Below are 19,779 nucleotides of genomic sequence, written 5' to 3'. Positions count from 1 at the left end.
CTCCCCTAAATCACACCCTGCGTTTGCAGTTGCGCAAGCGTTGCCTCATCCATACCCAACACTTCACGCAATACTGTAAGCGTATGTTCCCCCAGCACCGGCGGGATCAGCGCCGGTTCGCCCGGCGCACCACTCATTTTCACCGGCTGCGGCACAATGGAGATCGCGCCTGCTCGCGGGTGCTGGATCTGTTTCACCAGCTCACGTTCGTGGGCGTAATCACTGTCGAGGATCTGGTCGAGGCGCAGCACCGGCGAGGCCGGAACGCCAGCGCTATCCAGAAGCGCCTGCGCGTCGCTGACGCTTTTATCTGCCAGCCAGCGTTCAATCTCTTCCCGCAAGGGCTGTTGATGCGCCAGCCGCTGCGGATCGCTGGCAAAGCGAGGATCGTCCACCAGCGCGGGATTTCCCATTGCGCCGGCAAGCTGGCGGAAGAGTTTGTCGTTGGCGACGGCAATAACAATATGTCCATCCTGCGCCCGGTAGCTGTCCATCGGCGCGCTGATCGGGTGCGCATTACCAAGCCGCCCTGCGCTGGGCTGGCCGCCGATCCACTGGGTTAACGACACCATTTGCAGCGTCACCATGGTATCGAGCATCGAAACATCCAGATGCTGGCCCTTGCCGGTAATGCCACGCTGAAGCAGCGCCGCCAGTACCGCCCAACTGCCATATAGCCCGGCGACCACATCACCAATCGCATCGCCAACGCGCGTGGGTTCGCCGTTTGCCCAGCCGGTGACCTGCATAATGCCGCCAATCGCCTGGATGATATGGTCGTAAGCCGCTTTATGCGCCAGCGAGCCTTGCTGACCAAAACCGGAGATGCTGACGTAAACCAGACGCGGATTGATGGCCTGTAGCGTCGCATAATCAATCCCCAGCCGCTGGGTTACACCGGGGCGAAAGTTCTCCACCAGCACGTCCGAACAGGCGACCAGATCTTTGAGGATCGCTAAGCCCTGCGGGCTTTTCAGATCCAGCGTGACGCTTTTTTTGCCGTGGTTGAGCTGCATAAAGTAGCTGCTCTCGCCGTTGATATGCGGCGTAAAAGCGCGGGAATCGTCGCCGCTGCCTGGCATCTCGATCTTGATAACTTCAGCGCCAAGATCGTTAAGCAGCGAGGCGCACCACGGGCCCGCCAACACGCGCGACAGATCGAGTACCCGTACACCACTGAGCGGCTTAATGGCTTCACTCATCAGCTCCCTCCTGAATCAGTAAAGTGAGCTGGCGGCTCAATTCGCCATCAGCAATCAGATCCCGGACGGCGTGCATATCCGTGTACAGCGGCGTGTCGGTTTCACGAAATGCCACTTGCTGGCGCACCTTCGCCAGCGTCAGTTCCGCCCCCACCGAGGCGCGTAGCGGGCGGTGAAATTCAATCGCCTGACAAGCGCACAGCAGTTCAATAGCCACGATATCCACTGCGTTTGCCACCGCCTGCATCGCTTTTCGCGCCGAAGAGACACCCATGCTGATATGGTCTTCCTGCCCGGCACAGGTGGAAACCGTATGTACGCTGGCGGGCGCCGCCAGGCTGCGGTTATCCCCGGCGAGCGCGGCGGCGACATACGGCGGGATCATCATCCCGGAATTAGCCCCGCTTTTGCCGACCAGAAACGCCGGCAACCCGCTGAGATGCACGTTAGTGATACGGTCAGAACGCGCTTGCGACGCGGTACTCAGTTGCGCGATAGCCACCGCCAGCGCATCGAGCGCCAGCGCCAGCGGCGCACCGTGACCGTTGCCACCAGGCAAAATCGCCAGCGCATCGTCTTCGATTAAAAATACCGGGTTGTCAGTCACCGAATTGAGTTCAGTGGTGACGATATGACGGCAGTGCGCCAGTTGATCGCGCACTGCGCCATGGATTTGCGGGATGCAGCGCAAGCTGAGAGCATCCTGCACCCGGTGGTCGCGGTAACGCTGAAGGATCTCGCTGCCGCGCAGTAAGCGGCGCAAAATCTGCGCCGTTTCTTGTTGCCCGTCATGGGGACGCAAAGCGTGCAGACGCGCGTCATAGCCGCGGGTGTTGCCTTTCAGCGCTTCGAGACACATGCCGCCTGCCATATCCGCGACCGGCAGCAACTGCTCGAAATCCCGCACCGCCAGACAGGCCAGTGCGGTAATTTCGTAGGTGCCGCTGATCAGCGCGTGCCCTTCGCGTGGGCCGGGAATGCGTGGCGCAATGCCCGCTTTCGCCAGCGCTTCGGCGGAGGGCAACAACTCACCCTGATACCAGCACTGCCCTTCGCCAAACAGCGATAAGCCGATATGTGCGGTAGCAATCAGATACCCCACGGAACCGCTGGCAGGTGACCACGGCGTCACCTGCCGGTTCAGCATCAGGCACATCCGCTGCGCCAGTTCAGCGCTGACGCCGCTGTAACCCTGCAATAACGATTTCAGCATCACCGCCATCATCGCCCGCACTTCCCGCACCGACAGATCCGGCCCCATCCCGCAGGCGTGGCTGCGCAGCATATTGAGCTGTACGCTGGCAATTTGATCCGCAGAGAGACGCTCAGTCACCAGGTCTCCCACGCCGGTCGTCAGACCATAAATCACCTTCCCTTCAGCAATCGCGTTGTGAATGTAGCCGCTGACCTTATCCATTTGCGCCAGCGCATCATCAGCCAGAACAACCGGCGCGCCATCGGCAATGCGTACCAGTTCATCAATGGTAGTGGCAACAGTGCCTAAGGTGACCGCATCCGCCTGCGGCGTGGAAGAACGGGTTGTCGTCGTCATCTCGCAGCCGTTCCTTACTTGCTCAGTTGGTGTTTAACCAGCCACTGGTGCGCCACATCATCAATGCTGGCGAACTCAGAAAGCTGTTCGTTCATGGAAATCAGATCTTCGGTGGTAAGCTGCGCGGAGATTTTGTTCAGCGTGCTTTCAATGGTCGGGTTCAGCGTGCTGCTGGCGACAATCGGCACGATGTTCTGCGCGGCAAACAGGTGCTTCGGATCTTCCAGCGCGACCAGGTGATCTTTTTTGATCTCCGGCGTTGTGGAAGTCAGGTCAGCGACCTGAATCTGGTTGTTTTTCAGCGCCGTCAGCGTCAGCGGGCCAGCGACATCCAGCACCTTGAAAGTTTTGAAATTCAGGCCGTAAACTTCACGCAGGCCGGGAACGCCTTCATGACGGGTTTTCCACTCCGCCGGGCCGCCAAGCACTAATTGCCCGGCGACAGGCTTCAGGTCATCGATGGTTTTCAGTTTGTATTTTTCTGCTGTTTTCTTCGTTACCGCCAGTACATCGCTGTTCTGCGCCGTAGAAGTGTTGAGCATTTTCAGTTTTTCCGGCAGCTTAGCGGCCAGCGCTTTTGCCACATCTTCCGAGCTGTGCGCTTCATTTTTCGCATCCAGATAGCTCAGCAGCGCGCCGCTGTACTCCGGGATCACGGTGATGGAACCGTCCAGCAGCGCCGGGATATAGACTTCACGGCTACCAATATTGAGTTTTTTCTCAACTGGAATATTTTGTGCTTCCAGCGCCCCGGCGTAGATGGTCGCCAGCAGCTGGTTTTCCGGAAAATCCGCCGAACCAATAATCACTTTCTGGCCGGCATCAGCAGCCCAGACAGAAGAAGCGACAGACAGCAGCGCGGCACTGAACAACGTTAAATAGCGTTTCTTAATCATCTTATTAACCTTCTGTAATTAAAGGACTCAACATCACTGGTTTTTGGTTTTCCGGGTGATGCCCGGTGAAACCACGACTTTCCCTGAAAGCGAAAAAAAGAGATCAATGATCAATGCCAGCAGCGCGACGAGGATGGCCCCGGCGGTCATCTGCGCAAAGTCGTTGGCGGCACGCCCGTCGATAATCAATCGTCCCAGGCCGCCGAGTGAAACATATGCCGCGATGGTCGCGGTGGAGACAATTTGCAGTGCGGCGCTGCGGATCCCGGAGAGGATCAGCGGCATTGCGCAGGGCAACTCGACCTGCAACAGCACCTGAAGCGGCGTCAGGCCAATCCCTTTTGCCGCGTCATGCACGCTGGGATCGACAGAACGGATCCCGGCATGTACGCCCAGCGCCACTGGCGGCAGCGCCAGCACCACCAGCACGATAATACAGGGCAAAACAAAGGCCATATCCGATTCGAAATAACCCGCCAGCAGGATCACCAGCAAAATAATCAGGCCAAAAGAGGGCAGCGAACGCAGGGCGTTGGTGGTGCCAATCAGCAGAGTCTCCCCTTTCCCGGTATGGCCGGTATAGCAGCCGACCGGAAAAGCAATGGCAACGGCAATCGCCAGCGCCGCAGCGCTGTAACCGATATGCTGCAACAGCAGCGGCACAATGCCGTCGTCGCCATACCAGTGGCTGAGATCGAGAAACCATTCACTCATCAGTTATCCCCTTTGTGGTTGCCAGCGGCTTAAAGAACGGGTTATCGCCACCACCAGGCAATCCAGAATGAAGGCCAGCGCGATGCACAGCACAATCCCGGCGATAATCGGGGTGAGGAACTGAAGCTGAAAGCCCTGGGTAAACAGCGAACCTAACTGCGGTGCGCCAATCAGCGCAGCCACCGAAACAATGCTGACGTTAGAAACCACCGCCACGCGCAGCCCGGAACCGATCACCGGCACGGCAAGTGGCAGGTCGATCTGCAAAAATTGCTGTAGCGGTTTGTACCCCAGCGCGAAAGCGGACTGGCGGGTATCTTCGGCAACGGAATCCAGCCCGTCGCACACGGTTCTTACCAGTAGCGCGAAGCTGTAAATGGTCAGCGCCACGACCACGTTGATCGGGTCGAGAATCTGCGTATTCAGCAGCGGCGGCAGCAGCACGAACAGCGCCAGCGAAGGAATGGTGTACAGCAAGCCGAACAGGTTCAGCACGATCCCTTTCACTTTCGGCAGGTTATTAACCGCCCAGCCCACCGGGATCGCCAGCAGCAGGCCGATCAGGATCGGCGTAATCGACAAATAGCAGTGCCAGAGCAGCAGGTTGAGGATCCTGTCACTTTGCCCCCACAGCCAGTCAAATCTCATAGCGCCTCCTGCGTCAGCGACTTGCAGGCATCCAGCACATTTTCCAGCGCCAGCGATCCCTGCGGGGCAAGCTGTTCATCAACCACCACAGCGCGATGGCAGGGAGAGCTGAGCGCCGAATCCAGCAACTGGCGCAGCGTGCCGCCCTGCGGAGAAAACGTCGCGCCGAGATTCACGTTCTCCGGCGTAATCACCGCTACCTGCTGATGCGTGTCAAACCAGCCGCAGGCTTTGCCCTGCTGCGTCACCAGCAGCCAGCGCTGCGCGCTGATACCACGCGCCTGCGCAAGGGTTGCGCCCATTTCGATGGCCGGTTCCGCCTGCAACGCCGTCAGCGGTGCGGAGGTGTGAAAACTGAGTTTGCGATAACCGCGGTCGCGGCCAATGAAATCGGCAACAAATTCACTCTGCGGCGCATTCAGCAATTCGCCCGGCGTCGCCAGTTGCGCCAGCTTGCCGCCGGGTTTCAGCACCGCAACGCAATCACCCAGTTTCATCGCTTCATCGATATCGTGGGTGACCATAATGATGGTCTTGCTGACCTCTTTCTGAATGCGCAGAAATTCTTCCTGCAATTGTTCACGCACAACGGGATCGACTGCACTGAAGGGTTCGTCCATCAGCATAAATTCCGGGTCGGCCGCCAGCGCGCGTGCCACGCCGACGCGCTGCTGTTGCCCGCCGGAGAGTTGCCACGGGTAGCGTTTCGCCAGTTGCGGCGCCAGGCCGACCACTTCCAGTAATTCCGCCGCTCTGGCCCTGGCTTTGCTTTTCGCCGCGCCATTAAGAATGGCGGTCGTAGCGATGTTATCGATGATGGTTTTATGCGGGAACAACCCGGCATTCTGGATCACGTAACCAATGCGCCGACGCAACTGCACCACATCCATCTGCGCGGTGGATTCGCCATTGAGCAAAATCGTGCCGGATGAGGGTTCGACCAGCCGGTTGATCATGCGTAATGAGGTGGTTTTGCCGCAGCCCGACGGCCCTACCAGCACGGTAATTTTGCCTCCTGGCGCGACAAAGTTCAGGCCATCGACCACGACGGTACCATCGTCGTAATGCTTGGTCACATTGTTGAAAGTAATCATCGTTACGCCTTATGGTCATCATTTGCCGTCCCGTTATGACGGCGATGCAAAAATGCTTTATGTATATCCTTGTATGTACAACTTGCAAGCCATGTGCCATAACGTAATCGCAACATATATCCATAAAGTAAAATTCATAAAAAACAATAATATAATTATATTTAGTTAATAAAATCAGCCTAACCTGGCGGATTAATCCTGCTTTATTGCCCTGCTCTCTCGCCATAAAACAGCGCATGAATGCACTTAAAATGATCGTTTTTCTGCCGTTAAGCACAATAATAGTGCAGTAAAGCGCGCTAAAATCTCTTCCCCCAACACCACGCAAAAAACAGATAATTACAACTCACTGTTTTATATAGATAATAAATAAATTGATCAAAGTGGCACCATATGTGCTTATCATGTATATACAAGACAACATCAGTAAGCATTTATTCCGCTATCAAACAAAGAAGGTAAACCGCATGAGTAGTGAATTTTCCCGTTATCGTGATGTTGAGATCAGAGCGCCGCGCGGCACGACATTGAATGCGAAAAGCTGGCTGACCGAAGCGCCGCTGCGCATGCTGATGAACAACCTTGATCCCGAAGTCGCGGAAAACCCGAAAGAGCTGGTGGTTTACGGGGGGATTGGACGGGCAGCGCGTAACTGGGAGTGCTTTGACAAAATGGTGGAAGCGCTGAAACAGCTTAACGATGACGAAACGCTGCTGGTGCAGTCCGGCAAACCGGTCGGCGTGTTTAAAACCCACAGCAATGCGCCGCGCGTACTGATAGCCAACTCCAACCTGGTTCCCCACTGGGCTAACTGGGAGCACTTCAACGAACTGGACGCTAAAGGGCTGGCGATGTACGGCCAGATGACCGCTGGCTCCTGGATCTATATCGGTAGCCAGGGGATCGTTCAGGGCACGTATGAGACCTTCGTCGAAGCGGGTCGCCAGCATTATGACGGTTCACTGGTTGGTCGCTGGGTGCTGACTGCTGGTCTGGGCGGTATGGGCGGCGCACAGCCGTTGGCCGCCACGCTGGCGGGCGCCTGCTCGCTGAACATTGAGTGTCAGCAATCCCGCATCGATTTCCGCCTGCGTACCGGTTATGTGGATGAGCAGGCAACGGATCTGGATGATGCACTGGCGCGTATTGAACGCTACACCCGCGAAGGCAAAGCTATCTCTGTTGCGCTGCACGGCAATGCGGCGGAAGTCTTACCGGAACTGGTTAAACGCGGTGTTCGTCCGGATATCGTGACCGATCAAACCAGCGCCCACGACCCGCTGAACGGCTATCTGCCAATTGGCTGGCAGTGGGAAGAGTATCGCGAACGCGCGAAGACGGAGCCAGCGGTGGTGATTCAGGCGGCGAAAGCTTCAATGGCGGAGCACGTTAAAGCGATGCTCGCCTTCCAGCAGCAGGGCATCCCAACCTTCGATTACGGCAACAATATTCGCCAGATGGCGAAAGAGATGGGCGTCAGCAACGCCTTCGATTTCCCGGGTTTTGTACCCGCTTATATTCGCCCACTGTTCTGCCGCGGTATCGGGCCGTTCCGCTGGGCCGCGCTCTCCGGCGATCCGGAAGATATCTATCGCACCGATGAAAAGGTGAAAGAGCTGATCGCGGATGATGCGCATCTGCACCGCTGGCTGGATATGGCGAAAGAGCGCATCAGTTTCCAGGGCCTGCCAGCACGTATTTGCTGGGTGGGTCTGGGGCAGCGCGCGCGTCTGGGGCTGGCGTTTAACGAAATGGTGCGTCGCGGTGAAGTCTCGGCGCCGATTGTCATTGGCCGCGATCACCTGGACTCCGGCTCCGTTGCCAGCCCGAACCGCGAAACCGAAGCGATGAAAGATGGCTCCGATGCGGTTTCCGACTGGCCGCTGCTGAACGCATTGCTTAATACTGCCAGCGGCGCAACCTGGGTTTCCCTGCACCACGGCGGCGGCGTCGGCATGGGCTTCTCACAGCATTCGGGGATGGTTATCGTCTGCGATGGCACGGATGAAGCGGCAGAACGTATCGCCCGCGTACTGCATAACGATCCGGCGACGGGCGTGATGCGCCATGCCGATGCAGGCTATGATTCCGCTGTCGCCTGTGCCAAAGAGCACGGCCTCAACCTGCCGATGATTGCAAAGTAAAACTGGCGGCGCGGCGATGGCCGCGCCGAACCATGACGGGAGAACGCGGATGCGCATTTTATGGCGTCACTGCCAGATTGCCACCATGGAAGCGGGCAAATATAACCTGATTCCACACGCGGCGATGATCACCGATGGCCCGCGCATTGTATGGCTGGGCGAAGAGGGAACGCAGCCGGACGATGCGATTGATCGTGAAGTGGATCTGCACGGACGGCTGGTTACGCCAGGGCTAATCGATTGCCATAGCCACAGCGTATTTGGCGGCGATCGCAGCCAGGAGTTTGAGATGCGTCTCAACGGCGCGAGTTACGCGGAGATCGCCGCAGCCGGCGGTGGCATTATCAGTACCGTGAACGCCACCCGCAACGCCAGCCAGCAACAACTGCTGGAAAGCGCCCGCAAGCGCATTCACGCGCTGCGCAAAGATGGCGTTACCACGCTTGAGATCAAATCCGGCTACGGCCTCAGCTTTGCCGATGAAGGCAAAATGTTGCAGGTGATCCGCGCGCTTGGCGCAGAAATGCCAATCACTATCTTTAGCACCTGTCTCGCGGCGCATGCATTGCCGGGCGAGTATCAGGGGCGCGCCGACGACTATATCGATGAGATTTGCCAGCACTGGCTACCCGCCTGGCACGCACAAGGGCTGGTCGATGCGGTCGATGCTTTTTGTGAACATCTGGCCTTTTCACCGCAGCAAGTGGAACGGGTTTTCCATAAAGCGCAGCAACTTGGCTTACCGGTAAAACTGCATGCCGAACAGCTTTCACTGCTGCATGGCGCTGGTCTGGCCGCCCGCTACAACGCGCTTTCCGCCGATCATCTGGAGTATTTGTGTGAAGAGGATATCGTGCTGATGGCGGAGCATGGCACCACAGCTGTTCTGCTGCCGGGTGCCTTTTACTTTTTACGCGAGAGCCAGCAGCCACCGGTGGCGCTGCTGCGTCAGCACCAGGTGCCGATGGCCATTTCCAGCGATCTGAACCCCGGCACGTCGCCCGTGTTGTCTCTGCGCCTGATGATGAACATGGCCTGCACGTTGTTCCGTCTGACGCCTGAAGAAGCGCTGGCGGGAGTGACCTGTCATGCCGCCCGCGCATTAGGTATCAGCGATCGCTGCGGTACGCTACAGGCAGGTAAAGAGGCCAGCTTTGTCGCGTGGGATGTTGCTCATCCGGCAGAACTCAGCTACTGGCTGGGTGGAACGCTGTCGAAACAGGTTATTTATCAGGGGGAGGAAGTGTGGCATGACTAACGGATTCGAATTACATCAGGGTCGGCTGCCGCTGCTGGTCAGCATGCCCCATCCTGGCACGCACCTGACGCCGGAGATCGCCCGCGGTCTTACTGCGCGGGCGCAGCGCCTGGAGGATACGGACTGGCATATTCCGCTGCTGTATCAGCCGATTCGCGAGCTTGGCGCCAGTGTGTTGAGCGCCAGGTATTCCCGCTATGTCGTGGATTTAAACCGCCCGGCGGATGACAAACCGCTATACAGCACGGCCACCACCGGCCTGTTTCCGGGGACTTTTTTTGACGGCGAGCCGCTGTTCGAAGCGGGCAAAGCGCCGGATGACGCCACGAAAGCCGCCATTTTGCACAACGTATGGCAGCCTTATCACCAGGCGCTGGCGCAGGAACTGGCGCGGTTGCGCGATACCTTTGGCTACGTGTTGCTGTGGGATGCGCACTCCATCAAATCGGTGGTTCCGCGTCTGTTTGAAGGCAAGCTGCCGGATCTGAATTTCGGCACTGCCGATGGGGCAAGCTGCGCGCCGGAGCTGAGCCGCGCATTGCTGGACTGCTGCGAGGCGTTTCCGCACTACACCAAAGTGCTCAACGGCCGCTTTAAAGGCGGGTATATCACCCGCCATTACGGCGCACCGCAACAGAACATTCATGCGGTACAACTGGAAGTGGCGCAGTGCTGCTATATGGATGAGACGAGCTTTGCGTTCTGCGAAGAGAAGAGCGAACGCTTTCGCGAGCTGCTGAGCGTACTGATAAACACGGCGCTTGCATGGGGCGAACAGAACCTGAGCCGCTAAGTAAAAAGGGATGCGCTAAGCATCCCTTTTTCGTGATGGGGTTTATCAGGCTTCGATATCGGCCATATCGCCTTTTTCTTGCAGCCAGTTGCGGCGATCTTCGGAACGCTTTTTGGCCAACAGCATATCCATCATGGCGGTGGTTTGCTGCTCATCTTCATCGCTGATGATCAGCTGTACCAGACGGCGGGTGTTCGGATCGAGCGTGGTTTCACGAAGCTGCATCGGGTTCATCTCGCCCAGCCCTTTAAAGCGCTGCACGTTCGGTTTGCCTTTCTTGCGCTTAAGTTGCTCCAGCACGCCGGTTTTCTCTTCTTCCGTCAGCGCGTAATACACCTCTTTGCCGAGGTCGATACGGTACAACGGCGGCAGCGCCACGTAGACGTGACCATGCTTCACCAGCGCGCGGAAGTGACGCACGAACAGCGCGCACAGCAGTGTGGCAATGTGCAGACCATCGGAATCCGCATCGGCGAGGATACAGATCTTGCCGTAGCGTAGCTGGCTGAGATCGTCGCTGTCCGGATCAATGCCGATCGCCACGGAAATGTCGTGCACTTCCTGCGAGGCCAGCACTTCGTCCGAAGAGACTTCCCAGGTGTTCAGGATTTTACCTTTCAGCGGCATGATCGCCTGATATTCACGATCGCGCGCCTGCTTAGCGGAGCCGCCCGCCGAGTCACCCTCCACGAGGAACAGCTCGGTACGGTTCAGATCCTGCGCGGTGCAATCCGCCAGTTTACCCGGCAGCGCCGGACCGCTGGTCAGCTTTTTACGCACCACTTTTTTGGCGGCGCGCATACGACGCTGGGCGCTGGAAATCGCCATTTCGGCCAGCAGTTCAGCAGTCTGAATATTCTGGTTCAGCCACAGGCTGAACGCATCTTTCACCACGCCGGAGACAAACGCGGCGCACTGACGAGAAGAAAGGCGTTCTTTAGTCTGCCCGGCGAACTGTGGATCCTGCATTTTTACCGACAACACGTACGCGCAGCGTTCCCAGATATCTTCCGCCGAAAGCTTCACGCCGCGCGGCAGAATATTGCGGTATTCGCAGAACTCGCGCATGGCATCCAGCAACCCCTGGCGCAGGCCGTTAACGTGCGTCCCACCCTGCAAGGTCGGGATCAGGTTGACGTAGCTTTCCGTCAGCAGCTCACCGCCTTCCGGCAGCCACAGCAGCGCCCAGTCCACCGCTTCGGTTTCAGCAGAGAAATTGCCAATAAACGGTTTTTCCGGCAGCGTCGGCAGGCCGTTGACCGCTTCGCACAGGTAGTCGTTCAGGCCATCCTGATAACACCAGCGCTGCTCGGCGTTGTTCACTTCATCTTTGAAGATAATTTCCACGCCGGGGCAGAGTACGGCTTTTGCTTTCAGCAGATGCGTCAGGCGGGAAACCGAGAAACGCGGGCTATCAAAGAAGGACTCATCCGGCCAGAAATGGACGCTGGTTCCGGTATTGCGTTTGCCGCAGGTACCGATAACCTGCAGATCCTCGACCTTTTCGCCATTTTCAAACGCAATGCTATAAATCTGTCCGTCACGTTTTACCTGTACTTCCACGCGACGCGACAGGGCGTTCACCACGGAAATGCCAACGCCGTGCAAGCCACCGGAGAACTGATAGTTCTTATTTGAGAATTTACCGCCCGCGTGCAGGCGGCAGAGGATCAGCTCAACGGCCGGAACACCCTCTTCCGGGTGAATGTCCACCGGCATGCCGCGCCCGTCGTCGATAACTTCCAGCGACTGGTCGGCGTGCAGGATCACCTCCACGCGTTTGGCGTGCCCCGCCAGCGCCTCATCGACACTGTTATCAATGACTTCCTGCCCGAGGTGGTTCGGGCGAGTGGTATCGGTGTACATCCCCGGACGGCGGCGAACCGGCTCAAGCCCGGTGAGTACCTCTATGGCATCAGCGTTATAGGATTGCGTCATGGTTTGTTCGTAGATAGTGACCGCATCGTTTCCCTGTTGGCTCAATGCAGCCCAAGGAAATCGATAATCTGTGTGAAATGATTCTCAAAGCCCACAAAGGCATGATTCCCGCCCTCTTCTACAGTCTGGCGACAGGCATCGTAATAGGCCACCGCCTGGCGGTAATCGAGCACTTCGTCCCCGGTCTGTTGCAGCAGCCAGATAAGATCCGGCGCTTCAAGCGGGTCAACTTGCATCACTTTGAGCTCGTAAATATGGCGAGACTCTAGCACATATTGTTCCCCAGTGTAGGGATTCTCGTTATTGCCGAGGTAATCGGCCAGTAACTCAAACGGACGCACAGCCGGGTTGATCACCACCGCTGGCAGCATAAAGCATTGCGAGAGCCAGGTTGCGTAGTAACCGCCCAGCGACGATCCGACGACGCCAAGCTGCCGCCCGCCCTGCTCAAGCACCAGCGACTCCAGCAATTCAGCTGCAGCAGCGGGATAAGGCGGCAATTGCGGCACCAGCACGTTGATGTCGGGATAGTGCTGCGACAGCCATTGCGACAACTGCGTGGCCTTCGCCGAACGCGGCGAACTGTTAAAGCCATGCAGATAGAGAAGAGTGGACATTAGTAGCCTTCTGAAGCCGTATCGGGGCGGAACTGCGTGCTCTCCAGCCGGCAGACTTCGGTATGCAGCGTTCCGTCATCATAGAGCTCCAGCCAGCGCCATCCCGGTGCAATGGTATCGAGCGTAAAGTTAGCGCAGTGCGGTTTGAACTGCACACAGGTTGACGGCGTCGCCAGCAGGCGGCGGCCATTCCAGTCGAGATCCAGCTCCTGGTGAATATGCCCGCACAGCAGGTGGCGCACTTTCGGAAAGCGCTGAAGCACATTATTCAGTTCGCCCGCGTTACGCAGGCTGTGCTGATCGAGCCAGCTACAACCGGATGGCAGCGGATGATGATGAAGCAGCAGCAAAGTGTGCCGCTCCGGGCTGTCGGAGAGTTTATTCTCCAGCCACTCAAGCTGAAATTCGCTCAGTTCGCCATGAGGGACGCCAAACACCTGGCTATCCAGCAGTAGAATTTGCCAATGATCGCCGATAAATACGCGTTTTGCCGGTGATATTCCCGCATCCTGCAACGCGCTGTACATGGCGGGCTGGAAATCGTGATTACCCGGTAACCAGACGCAAGGCGCAGTGAATCTTGCGATGCCTTCAGCAAAATGCTGATAAGCCGCAGCGGAGTGATCCTGTGCCAGGTCGCCGGTGGCGACGATCAGATCGCAAGGGCGCTGCTGGGCCTGGATAGCCTCCAGTACCGCCTGATAACTTTCCCAGGTATTGACCCCTAACAGCGTCTCGTGCTTTTCGGCAAACAGGTGAGAATCAGTAATTTGTAAGACCCTGACTCTGGACTCACCGGCCAGAGAGAGGTTTAACAGGCTTTCCAAATGGTGTCCTTAGGTTTCATGACGCTAACAAACCGGAATCGCCATTGCTCCATGTGCTAAACAGTAACGTAGCCAATCGGCCAGAAACTGATTAATTTGATGCTTTTCGTCGCGTTGATGCAACTTTTTATTAGGATAATCATAACGCGCTTTGAAACGAAAGATCTGCTGACTTGAACACACTTCAGCGACCATCGCGTCGTGGTACAGGCGCACCGTCATGGACGGCAGGCTCCAGTAGCTCACGGCAGGCACCGTCTGTTCAATTTCCACCAGCGTCGTATAACGCGTCGCTTCTACTATCGTTAACCGATATTGTGCGTTAGTCACCTGATAGCTCACCGTTTGGCCCGCTTCATCATTACGCGGCAACAGACGACGCAACTGAGCGAAATTGGTTTCGCACAGGCGCATCATTTCAGGGAAGTCAGGTGTATAGCGCTTCATTTTTTCCACTCGTTTCGTAAGCTCTCATGATGCAGTTGCAGCCATTGCAGGGCGATGACAGATGCTGCGTTATCGATTTTCCCCTCTTCTACCCACTGGTAAGCCTGCTCCCGACTCACCACATGAACCCGAATATCTTCGTTTTCATCCACCAGACCATGAACACCTTCGGCCTGAGTGGCATCCACTTCACCGACAAAGACGGCGGAACGCTCGCTGGTGCCGCCAGGACTTGCCAGATAGCTCAATACTTTTTTTGCGCGCCCGACGGTTAACCCCGCCTCTTCAACAGCTTCGCGGCGCACAACGTCTTCTTCGGTTTCGCCCTCTTCAATCATACCGGCGACCATCTCCAGCAGCCATGGGCTTTCGCTGGTATCGAATGCCGCAATACGGATCTGTTCGATCAGCACAACTTCGTCGCGCACTGGGTCAAAGGGTAGCAAGACTGCGGCGTGACCGCGTTCAAAAATTTCACGACGTACTTCGCCGCTCATCTCACCATTGAATAAACGGTGGCGAAAGCGGTAAAGATCAAGCGAAAAAAAACCGCTATAGAGTGTTTCTCGTGCAATAATTTCTACATCGTTTTTTGTGAAAGTCATTTCGGGTGATATTGGCTTACTCATTGGCGGCATCTCATTCGAAAATAATGACAAAAATCTGGATTTCAGACCCGTTTAATTACTGTTGCAAGCGCTATATGGTACATTGGTGCAAATTTATGCCAATGGCACGGAACGCCAAGCTGAGGCGATGCCCGTTTCTGCTAGAATCGGCGATTATTTTTCCCAATTTAGACCAGCGCTAATACTGCTTCACAACAAGGAATGCAAATGAAGAAATTGCTCTCCCTCCTTATCGGTCTGAGCCTCACCGGTTTCAGCACCATGAGCCAGGCAGAAAACCTGCTTCAGGTATACCAGCAGGCTCGTTTGAGTAACCCGGATCTGCGTAAATCCGCCGCCGATCGCGATGCCGCCTTTGAGAAAATTAATGAAGCGCGCAGCCCTTTATTACCTCAGCTCGGTTTGGGCGCTGATTATACGTATACCAATGGCTTTCGTGATAGTAATGGTGTCGATTCGAATGTAACCAGTGGCTCTTTGCAACTGACGCAAACTATTTTTGATATGTCGAAATGGCGCGCGCTGACGCTGCAAGAAAAAACGGCTGGCATTCAGGATGTCACCTGGCAAACCGATCAGCAAACCCTGATTCTGAACACGGCGACTGCCTATTTTAACGTGCTGAGCGCGATTGATGCGCTCTCCTACACGGAAGCGCAGAAACAGGCGATTTACCGTCAGTTGGATCAAACCACCCAGCGTTTTAACGTTGGCCTGGTCGCCATTACCGACGTACAGAACGCCCGTTCCCAGTATGACAGCGTGCTGGCGAACGAAGTGACCGCCCGCAACAACCTCGACAATGCCCTGGAATCACTGCGTCAGGTTACCGGCAACTACTATCCGGAGCTGGCGTCACTGAATGTCGACGGCTTTAAAACCGACAAACCGAAACCGGTGAACGCTCTGCTGAAGGAAGCGGAAAGCCGTAACCTGACGCTGCTGCAGGCGCGTCTGAGCCAGGATCTGGCGCGTGAGCAAATCCGCCAGGCGCAGGACGGCCATCTGCCAACACTTAATTTAACGGCGTCCACCAGCGTTTCGAATACCAAATACAGCGGTTCCGCGACACGTGGCAACGCAGTTTCCTCCTCCTCCTATGCGGATCGGGACATCGGTCAGAACTCTGTTGGCCTGAGCTTCAGCCTGCCGCTTTATAGCGGTGGTTCGGTAACGTCACAGGTTAAACAGGCGCAGTACAACTTTGTTGGCGCAAGCGAACAGTTGGAAAGCGCGCATCGTAGCGTCGTACAGAACGTGCGCTCCTCTTTCAACAACGTGAACGCGTCTATCAGCAGCATCAACGCCTACAAACAAGCGGTTGTTTCTGCCCAAAGCTCCCTGGATGCGATGGAAGCAGGTTACTCCGTGGGTACGCGTACCATTGTTGATGTGCTGGATGCGACCACCACGCTGTATAACGCCAAACAGCAGCTCTCCAGCGCACGTTATAACTACCTGATCAATGAGCTGAATATCAAATCAGCGCTGGGTACGTTGAACGAGCAGGATTTGCAGGCGCTGAACAACTCGCTGGGTAAAAACGTCTCCACGACGCCGGAAAGCGTCGCACCGGAGAACCCGCAGCAGGATGCAAGCGTTGATAACTTCAACGGCAACGTACAGCCTGCCGCAGCACGCACCAGCGTTAAACGCTAATCAGCACCAATCCGCAACGGGGGCAATCCAGCCCCCGTTTTTACGTAAGGCAACGTAAAGGCCTCCCCTCCTCGCTTTAACTTCAACCACTCATCCTCTATCCTGAGCGTTTTACATATGCCTTTGGGATCCAGGAAGATAACAATGAAACGGACAAAAAACATCCAACACGCGACGTTCCGCAAAAGCTGGAGCGCACGTCATTTAACACCTGTCGCACTGGCGGTGACTGCCGTTTTCATGCTGGCAGGCTGTGAAAAAAGCGACGAAACGGTTTCCCTGTACCAGAATGCGGACGATTGTTCGTCGGCAAACCCGGGGAAAAGCGCTGAGTGTAAAACCGCGTACAACAACGCGCTGAAAGAAGCTGAGCGTACGGCGCCGAAATACGCGACGCGCGAAGACTGCGTGGCAGAATTCGGTGAAGGCCAGTGCCAGCAGACGCCGGTTCAGGCGGGCATGGCGCCGGAAAATCAGGCACAGGCACAGTCCGGTGGCAGCTTCTGGATGCCGCTGATGGCGGGCTATATGATGGGCCGCCTGATGGGCGGTGGCGCAGGTTTTGCCCAGCAGCCGCTGTTCAGCTCGCGTAATCCGGCAAGCCCGGCTTACGGCCAGTACACTGATGCATCCGGTAAAGGCTATGGCGCAGCGCAGCCGGGCCGCACCATGACCGTACCGAAAACAGCGATGGCGCCAAAACCGGCGACCACAACCACGGTGACCCGTGGCGGCTTTGGTGAGTCTGTTGCGAAGCAGAACACGATGCAGCGCCGCGTAAGCGGTACGCCGACCCGCTCGATGGGCGGTTGATGGTCATGGAAAGAATCGCAATTACCGAACGCCCGGACTGGCGCGAAAAAGCCACCGAATATGGTTTTAATTTTCACACCATGTACGGAGAACCGTACTGGTGTGAAGACGCGTACTACAAGCTGACGCTTGCTCAGGTTGAGAAGCTGGAAGACGTTACCGCTGAGCTGCACCAGATGTGCCTGAAAGTGGTGGAAAAAGTGGTTGCCAGCGACGAGCTGATGGCCAAATTCCGCATTCCAAAACACACCTGGGGCTTTGTACGCCAGTCCTGGGCAACGCAGCAACCGTCGCTCTATTCGCGTCTCGATCTCGCCTGGGATGGCGTGGGCGAACCCAAATTGCTGGAGAATAATGCAGATACGCCAACGTCTCTGTATGAAGCCGCTTTTTTCCAGTGGATCTGGCTGGAAGACCAGCTTAACGCCGGAAACTTGCCAGCGGGCAGCGATCAATTCAACAGCCTGCAAGAGCAGCTCATTGCGCGTTTCGCCGAGCTTCGCGAGCAGCACGGTTTCCAGTTGCTGCACTTCACCTGCTGCCGGGATACCGTTGAAGATCGCGGTACCGTGCAGTATTTGCAGGATTGCGCGGCAGAAGCGGAGCTGGCGTCGGAGTTCCTCTATATCGAGGATATCGGCCTTGGCGAGAAAGGCCAGTTTACCGACCTTCAGGATCAGGTGATTGGCAACCTGTTCAAGCTTTATCCGTGGGAATACATGCTGCGCGAAATGTTCTCCACCAAGCTGGAAGATGCCGGTGTTCGCTGGCTGGAACCCGCCTGGAAGAGCATTATTTCCAATAAAGCGCTGTTGCCGCTGCTGTGGGAGATGTTCCCCAATCATCCCAATCTGCTGCCTGCGTATTTTGCCGAAGACAATTATCCGCAAATGGAAAAGTACGTCGTGAAACCGATTTTCTCCCGTGAAGGCGCAAATGTGTCGATCGTTGAGAACGGAAAAACGGTCGAGGCGGTTGAAGGGCCGTACGGCGAAGAGGGCATGATTGTGCAGCAGTTCCACCCGCTGCCAAAATTCGGCGACAGTTATACGCTGATCGGCAGTTGGCTGATCAACGATCAACCCGCAGGAATCGGCATTCGTGAAGATCGCGCGCTGATCACCCAGGACCTGTCACGTTTCTATCCGCATATCTTTACCGAATAACGTAAAAGAGCATCTACGTGGTGACAATAACAACCCGGCCAAACGCGCCGGGTTTGTTTTTACAGGCCCAGTCGACATCCCTAAAGTACGCCAAACAGTTTCGGCAGAAACAGCGAGATCGCCGGAATATAAGTCACCAGCATCAGCACGAAGAACAGGATCGCATAGAACGGCAGCATCGCTTTCACCACCTGCTCGATCTTCTGTTTACTCACCGCGCTGGCGACAAACAATACCGATCCCACCGGCGGCGTAATCAACCCAATGCCGAGGTTGACCAGCATAATCATGCCGAAGTGCACCGGATCGATCCCCAGCGCATTTGTCACCGGCAGCAACACCGGCGTGAGGATCAGGATCAGCGGTGCCATATCCATCAGCGTGCCAATCAGTAACAGCATGATATTGATGCACATCAGAATAACGTACTTGTTATCCGAGATGCTGGTGAACGCTTCGGTGATGCGGGCAGGAAGCTGCATGTAGGTCATGATCGCGCCGAATGCAGCGGCAAAACCAATCAGGATCATCACAATGCTCACCGTTTTTACGGTGCGATACATCAGCTTCGGTAACTCCGACCATTTGTAATCGCGGTAAATAAACATAGTGACGAAGAAAGCCCACAGGCAGGCAATTGCCGCTGACTCCGTGGCGGTAAAGATCCCCGAGAGAATGCCACCCATGATGATCACTACCGTCATCAGCCCCCATAACGTATCAACAAAAATCTTTAACGCCTGGCGAAACGGTATGCGCTCTCCCTTCGGATAACCGCGTTTGTGGGCAAATGCCACGCACATCACCATCAGAGTAAAACTCAGCAGCAATCCCGGCAGGATCCCGGCGATAAACAGCGCAGCAATCGAGACTGTGCCGCCGGTTGCCAGCGAATAGATTACCGAGTTATGACTGGGAGGCGTCAGGATCGCCTGTACCGAGCCGCTGGCAGTTACGGCCGCAGCAAAATCGCGCGGATACCCTTTTTTGTCCATCTCCGGGATCATCACCGAGCCGATCGAGGCAGTATCTGCAACCGATGATCCGGAAATTGCGCCGAAGAATGTCGATGCAACGATATTCACCAGCGACAGGCCGCCGCGAATAAAACCGACAAATATATAAGCAAAATTCACCAGCCGACGCGCAATACCGCCCTCGGCCATAATCGCTCCGGCGAGAATAAAGAAAGGGATCGCCAGCAGTGAGAATTTATTGACGCCGTTGGTCAGTTGGATCATCACTGCTTCCAGCGGAATATCAATATACCATGCGCCCAGTACCGCGCTGATCCCCACGGCATAAGCGACCGGAACACCCACCGCCAGCATAATGGCTAACGTAAAAACGAGAATAAATGCATCCATAAACGTTCCTTACTG

At 56.2% G+C, this 19,779-nt stretch carries 18 protein-coding genes; 6 read left to right on the top strand and 12 right to left on the bottom strand.

Features of this window, described 5'->3' with window-relative positions; translation table 11 throughout:
- Nucleotides 1-5 precede the first annotated feature (5 nt).
- The 6 genes from DK872_RS10795 to DK872_RS10770 are packed head-to-tail and all read right to left on the bottom strand — an operon-like array spanning nt 6 to nt 6,106.
- Entirely contained in the window at nt 6-1,202 is a 1,197-nt protein-coding gene (locus DK872_RS10795) for a CaiB/BaiF CoA-transferase family protein (protein WP_161518349.1), read from the bottom strand.
- Nucleotides 1,195-2,754, bottom strand: a complete 1,560-nt coding sequence (gene hutH, locus DK872_RS10790; protein ID WP_007370100.1) for a histidine ammonia-lyase — start codon at nt 2,752-2,754, stop codon at nt 1,195-1,197. The genes DK872_RS10795 and hutH overlap by 8 nt, the downstream gene beginning before the upstream one ends.
- 14 nt (nt 2,755-2,768) lie before the next feature.
- Complete coding sequence (locus DK872_RS10785) at nt 2,769-3,650, bottom strand: ABC transporter substrate-binding protein (RefSeq protein ID WP_007370099.1); 882 nt, start codon at nt 3,648-3,650, stop codon at nt 2,769-2,771.
- A 33-nt stretch (nt 3,651-3,683) separates the two neighbouring features.
- On the bottom strand, nt 3,684-4,364 hold the full coding sequence (locus tag DK872_RS10780) for an ABC transporter permease (RefSeq protein ID WP_161518348.1): 681 nt from the start codon (nt 4,362-4,364) through the stop codon (nt 3,684-3,686).
- 3 nt (nt 4,365-4,367) lie between these two features.
- Nucleotides 4,368-5,012: an ABC transporter permease gene (locus DK872_RS10775; protein ID WP_007370097.1), complete on the bottom strand. Its 645-nt coding sequence runs from the start codon at nt 5,010-5,012 to the stop codon at nt 4,368-4,370.
- Nucleotides 5,009-6,106 (bottom strand): ABC transporter ATP-binding protein, encoded by a 1,098-nt coding sequence (locus DK872_RS10770; RefSeq protein ID WP_007370096.1) that lies wholly within the window; start codon nt 6,104-6,106, stop codon nt 5,009-5,011. The genes DK872_RS10775 and DK872_RS10770 overlap by 4 nt, the downstream gene beginning before the upstream one ends.
- 467 nt (nt 6,107-6,573) lie before the next feature.
- Here DK872_RS10770 and hutU point away from each other — a divergent pair, with 467 nt between their 5' ends.
- From hutU to hutG, 3 genes are read left to right on the top strand one after another with little or no spacing between them, the layout of a single operon-like run.
- On the top strand, nt 6,574-8,250 hold the full coding sequence (hutU, locus tag DK872_RS10765; protein WP_161518347.1) for a urocanate hydratase: 1,677 nt from the start codon (nt 6,574-6,576) through the stop codon (nt 8,248-8,250).
- A gap of 49 nt (nt 8,251-8,299) precedes the next feature.
- Nucleotides 8,300-9,508: an imidazolonepropionase gene (gene hutI / locus DK872_RS10760; protein WP_035889685.1), complete on the top strand. Its 1,209-nt coding sequence runs from the start codon at nt 8,300-8,302 to the stop codon at nt 9,506-9,508.
- The gene (gene hutG, locus DK872_RS10755) at nt 9,501-10,301 is read left to right on the top strand and encodes an N-formylglutamate deformylase (protein ID WP_161518346.1); all 801 of its coding nucleotides are present in this window, start codon (nt 9,501-9,503) and stop codon (nt 10,299-10,301) included. Before hutI ends, hutG begins: the two co-directional genes overlap by 8 nt.
- A 45-nt stretch (nt 10,302-10,346) precedes the next feature.
- On the opposite strand, the gene parE is transcribed toward hutG, so the two are convergent.
- The 5 genes from parE to nudF are packed head-to-tail and all read right to left on the bottom strand — an operon-like array spanning nt 10,347 to nt 14,759.
- A complete protein-coding gene (parE, locus tag DK872_RS10750) occupies nt 10,347-12,239 on the bottom strand; it encodes a DNA topoisomerase IV subunit B (protein WP_035887822.1) in 1,893 nt (630 codons plus the stop codon).
- 41 nt (nt 12,240-12,280) lie between these two features.
- On the bottom strand, nt 12,281-12,856 hold the full coding sequence (gene yqiA / locus DK872_RS10745; protein ID WP_071921536.1) for an esterase YqiA: 576 nt from the start codon (nt 12,854-12,856) through the stop codon (nt 12,281-12,283).
- Entirely contained in the window at nt 12,856-13,683 is an 828-nt protein-coding gene (gene cpdA / locus DK872_RS10740; RefSeq protein WP_007370089.1) for a 3',5'-cyclic-AMP phosphodiesterase, read from the bottom strand. The genes yqiA and cpdA overlap by 1 nt, the downstream gene beginning before the upstream one ends.
- A gap of 24 nt (nt 13,684-13,707) precedes the next feature.
- A complete protein-coding gene (locus DK872_RS10735; RefSeq protein WP_007370088.1) occupies nt 13,708-14,130 on the bottom strand; it encodes a DUF1249 family protein in 423 nt (140 codons plus the stop codon).
- Nucleotides 14,127-14,759, bottom strand: a complete 633-nt coding sequence (gene nudF, locus DK872_RS10730) for an ADP-ribose diphosphatase (protein WP_007370087.1) — start codon at nt 14,757-14,759, stop codon at nt 14,127-14,129. Before nudF ends, DK872_RS10735 begins: the two co-directional genes overlap by 4 nt.
- A gap of 207 nt (nt 14,760-14,966) precedes the next feature.
- Here nudF and tolC point away from each other — a divergent pair, with 207 nt between their 5' ends.
- The 3 genes from tolC to DK872_RS10715 all read left to right on the top strand — a co-directional run bounded on the left by tolC (nt 14,967) and on the right by DK872_RS10715 (nt 18,397).
- Nucleotides 14,967-16,418 (top strand): outer membrane channel protein TolC, encoded by a 1,452-nt coding sequence (gene tolC / locus DK872_RS10725; protein ID WP_007370086.1) that lies wholly within the window; start codon nt 14,967-14,969, stop codon nt 16,416-16,418.
- 144 nt (nt 16,419-16,562) lie between these two features.
- Nucleotides 16,563-17,231, top strand: a complete 669-nt coding sequence (locus DK872_RS10720) for a DUF1190 family protein (RefSeq protein WP_035887827.1) — start codon at nt 16,563-16,565, stop codon at nt 17,229-17,231.
- A gap of 5 nt (nt 17,232-17,236) precedes the next feature.
- Nucleotides 17,237-18,397, top strand: coding sequence for a glutathionylspermidine synthase family protein (locus DK872_RS10715; protein ID WP_161518345.1), 1,161 nt, complete (start codon nt 17,237-17,239; stop codon nt 18,395-18,397).
- 80 nt (nt 18,398-18,477) lie between these two features.
- Here the strand turns inward: DK872_RS10715 and DK872_RS10710 are convergent, their stop codons facing one another.
- On the bottom strand, nt 18,478-19,764 hold the full coding sequence (locus tag DK872_RS10710; RefSeq protein WP_007370083.1) for a TRAP transporter large permease: 1,287 nt from the start codon (nt 19,762-19,764) through the stop codon (nt 18,478-18,480).
- Between the last annotated feature and the right edge of the window lie 15 nt (nt 19,765-19,779).

Origin of the sequence: Kosakonia sp. MH5 (assembly GCF_009935945.1) — a bacterium.
GTDB lineage: Bacteria > Pseudomonadota > Gammaproteobacteria > Enterobacterales > Enterobacteriaceae > Kosakonia > Kosakonia radicincitans.
Note: the sequence above shows the minus strand (reverse complement) of the source record. Positions and strands in the feature narration are given on the sequence as shown.

Coding starts and splice junctions, on each gene's coding strand:
- hutH (WP_007370100.1), bottom strand. CDS start 2,754: ATGACGACGACAACCCGTTCTTCCACGCCGCAGGCGGATGCGGTCACC.
- hutI (WP_035889685.1), top strand. CDS start 8,300: ATGCGCATTTTATGGCGTCACTGCCAGATTGCCACCATGGAAGCGGGC.
- parE (WP_035887822.1), bottom strand. CDS start 12,239: ATGACGCAATCCTATAACGCTGATGCCATAGAGGTACTCACCGGGCTT.
- DK872_RS10795 (WP_161518349.1), bottom strand. CDS start 1,202: ATGAGTGAAGCCATTAAGCCGCTCAGTGGTGTACGGGTACTCGATCTG.
- DK872_RS10780 (WP_161518348.1), bottom strand. CDS start 4,364: ATGAGTGAATGGTTTCTCGATCTCAGCCACTGGTATGGCGACGACGGC.
- DK872_RS10710 (WP_007370083.1), bottom strand. CDS start 19,764: ATGGATGCATTTATTCTCGTTTTTACGTTAGCCATTATGCTGGCGGTG.
- yqiA (WP_071921536.1), bottom strand. CDS start 12,856: ATGTCCACTCTTCTCTATCTGCATGGCTTTAACAGTTCGCCGCGTTCG.
- DK872_RS10785 (WP_007370099.1), bottom strand. CDS start 3,650: ATGATTAAGAAACGCTATTTAACGTTGTTCAGTGCCGCGCTGCTGTCT.
- DK872_RS10720 (WP_035887827.1), top strand. CDS start 16,563: ATGAAACGGACAAAAAACATCCAACACGCGACGTTCCGCAAAAGCTGG.
- DK872_RS10775 (WP_007370097.1), bottom strand. CDS start 5,012: ATGAGATTTGACTGGCTGTGGGGGCAAAGTGACAGGATCCTCAACCTG.
- hutU (WP_161518347.1), top strand. CDS start 6,574: ATGAGTAGTGAATTTTCCCGTTATCGTGATGTTGAGATCAGAGCGCCG.
- hutG (WP_161518346.1), top strand. CDS start 9,501: ATGACTAACGGATTCGAATTACATCAGGGTCGGCTGCCGCTGCTGGTC.
- DK872_RS10735 (WP_007370088.1), bottom strand. CDS start 14,130: ATGAAGCGCTATACACCTGACTTCCCTGAAATGATGCGCCTGTGCGAA.
- DK872_RS10715 (WP_161518345.1), top strand. CDS start 17,237: ATGGAAAGAATCGCAATTACCGAACGCCCGGACTGGCGCGAAAAAGCC.
- tolC (WP_007370086.1), top strand. CDS start 14,967: ATGAAGAAATTGCTCTCCCTCCTTATCGGTCTGAGCCTCACCGGTTTC.
- DK872_RS10770 (WP_007370096.1), bottom strand. CDS start 6,106: ATGATTACTTTCAACAATGTGACCAAGCATTACGACGATGGTACCGTC.
- nudF (WP_007370087.1), bottom strand. CDS start 14,759: ATGAGTAAGCCAATATCACCCGAAATGACTTTCACAAAAAACGATGTA.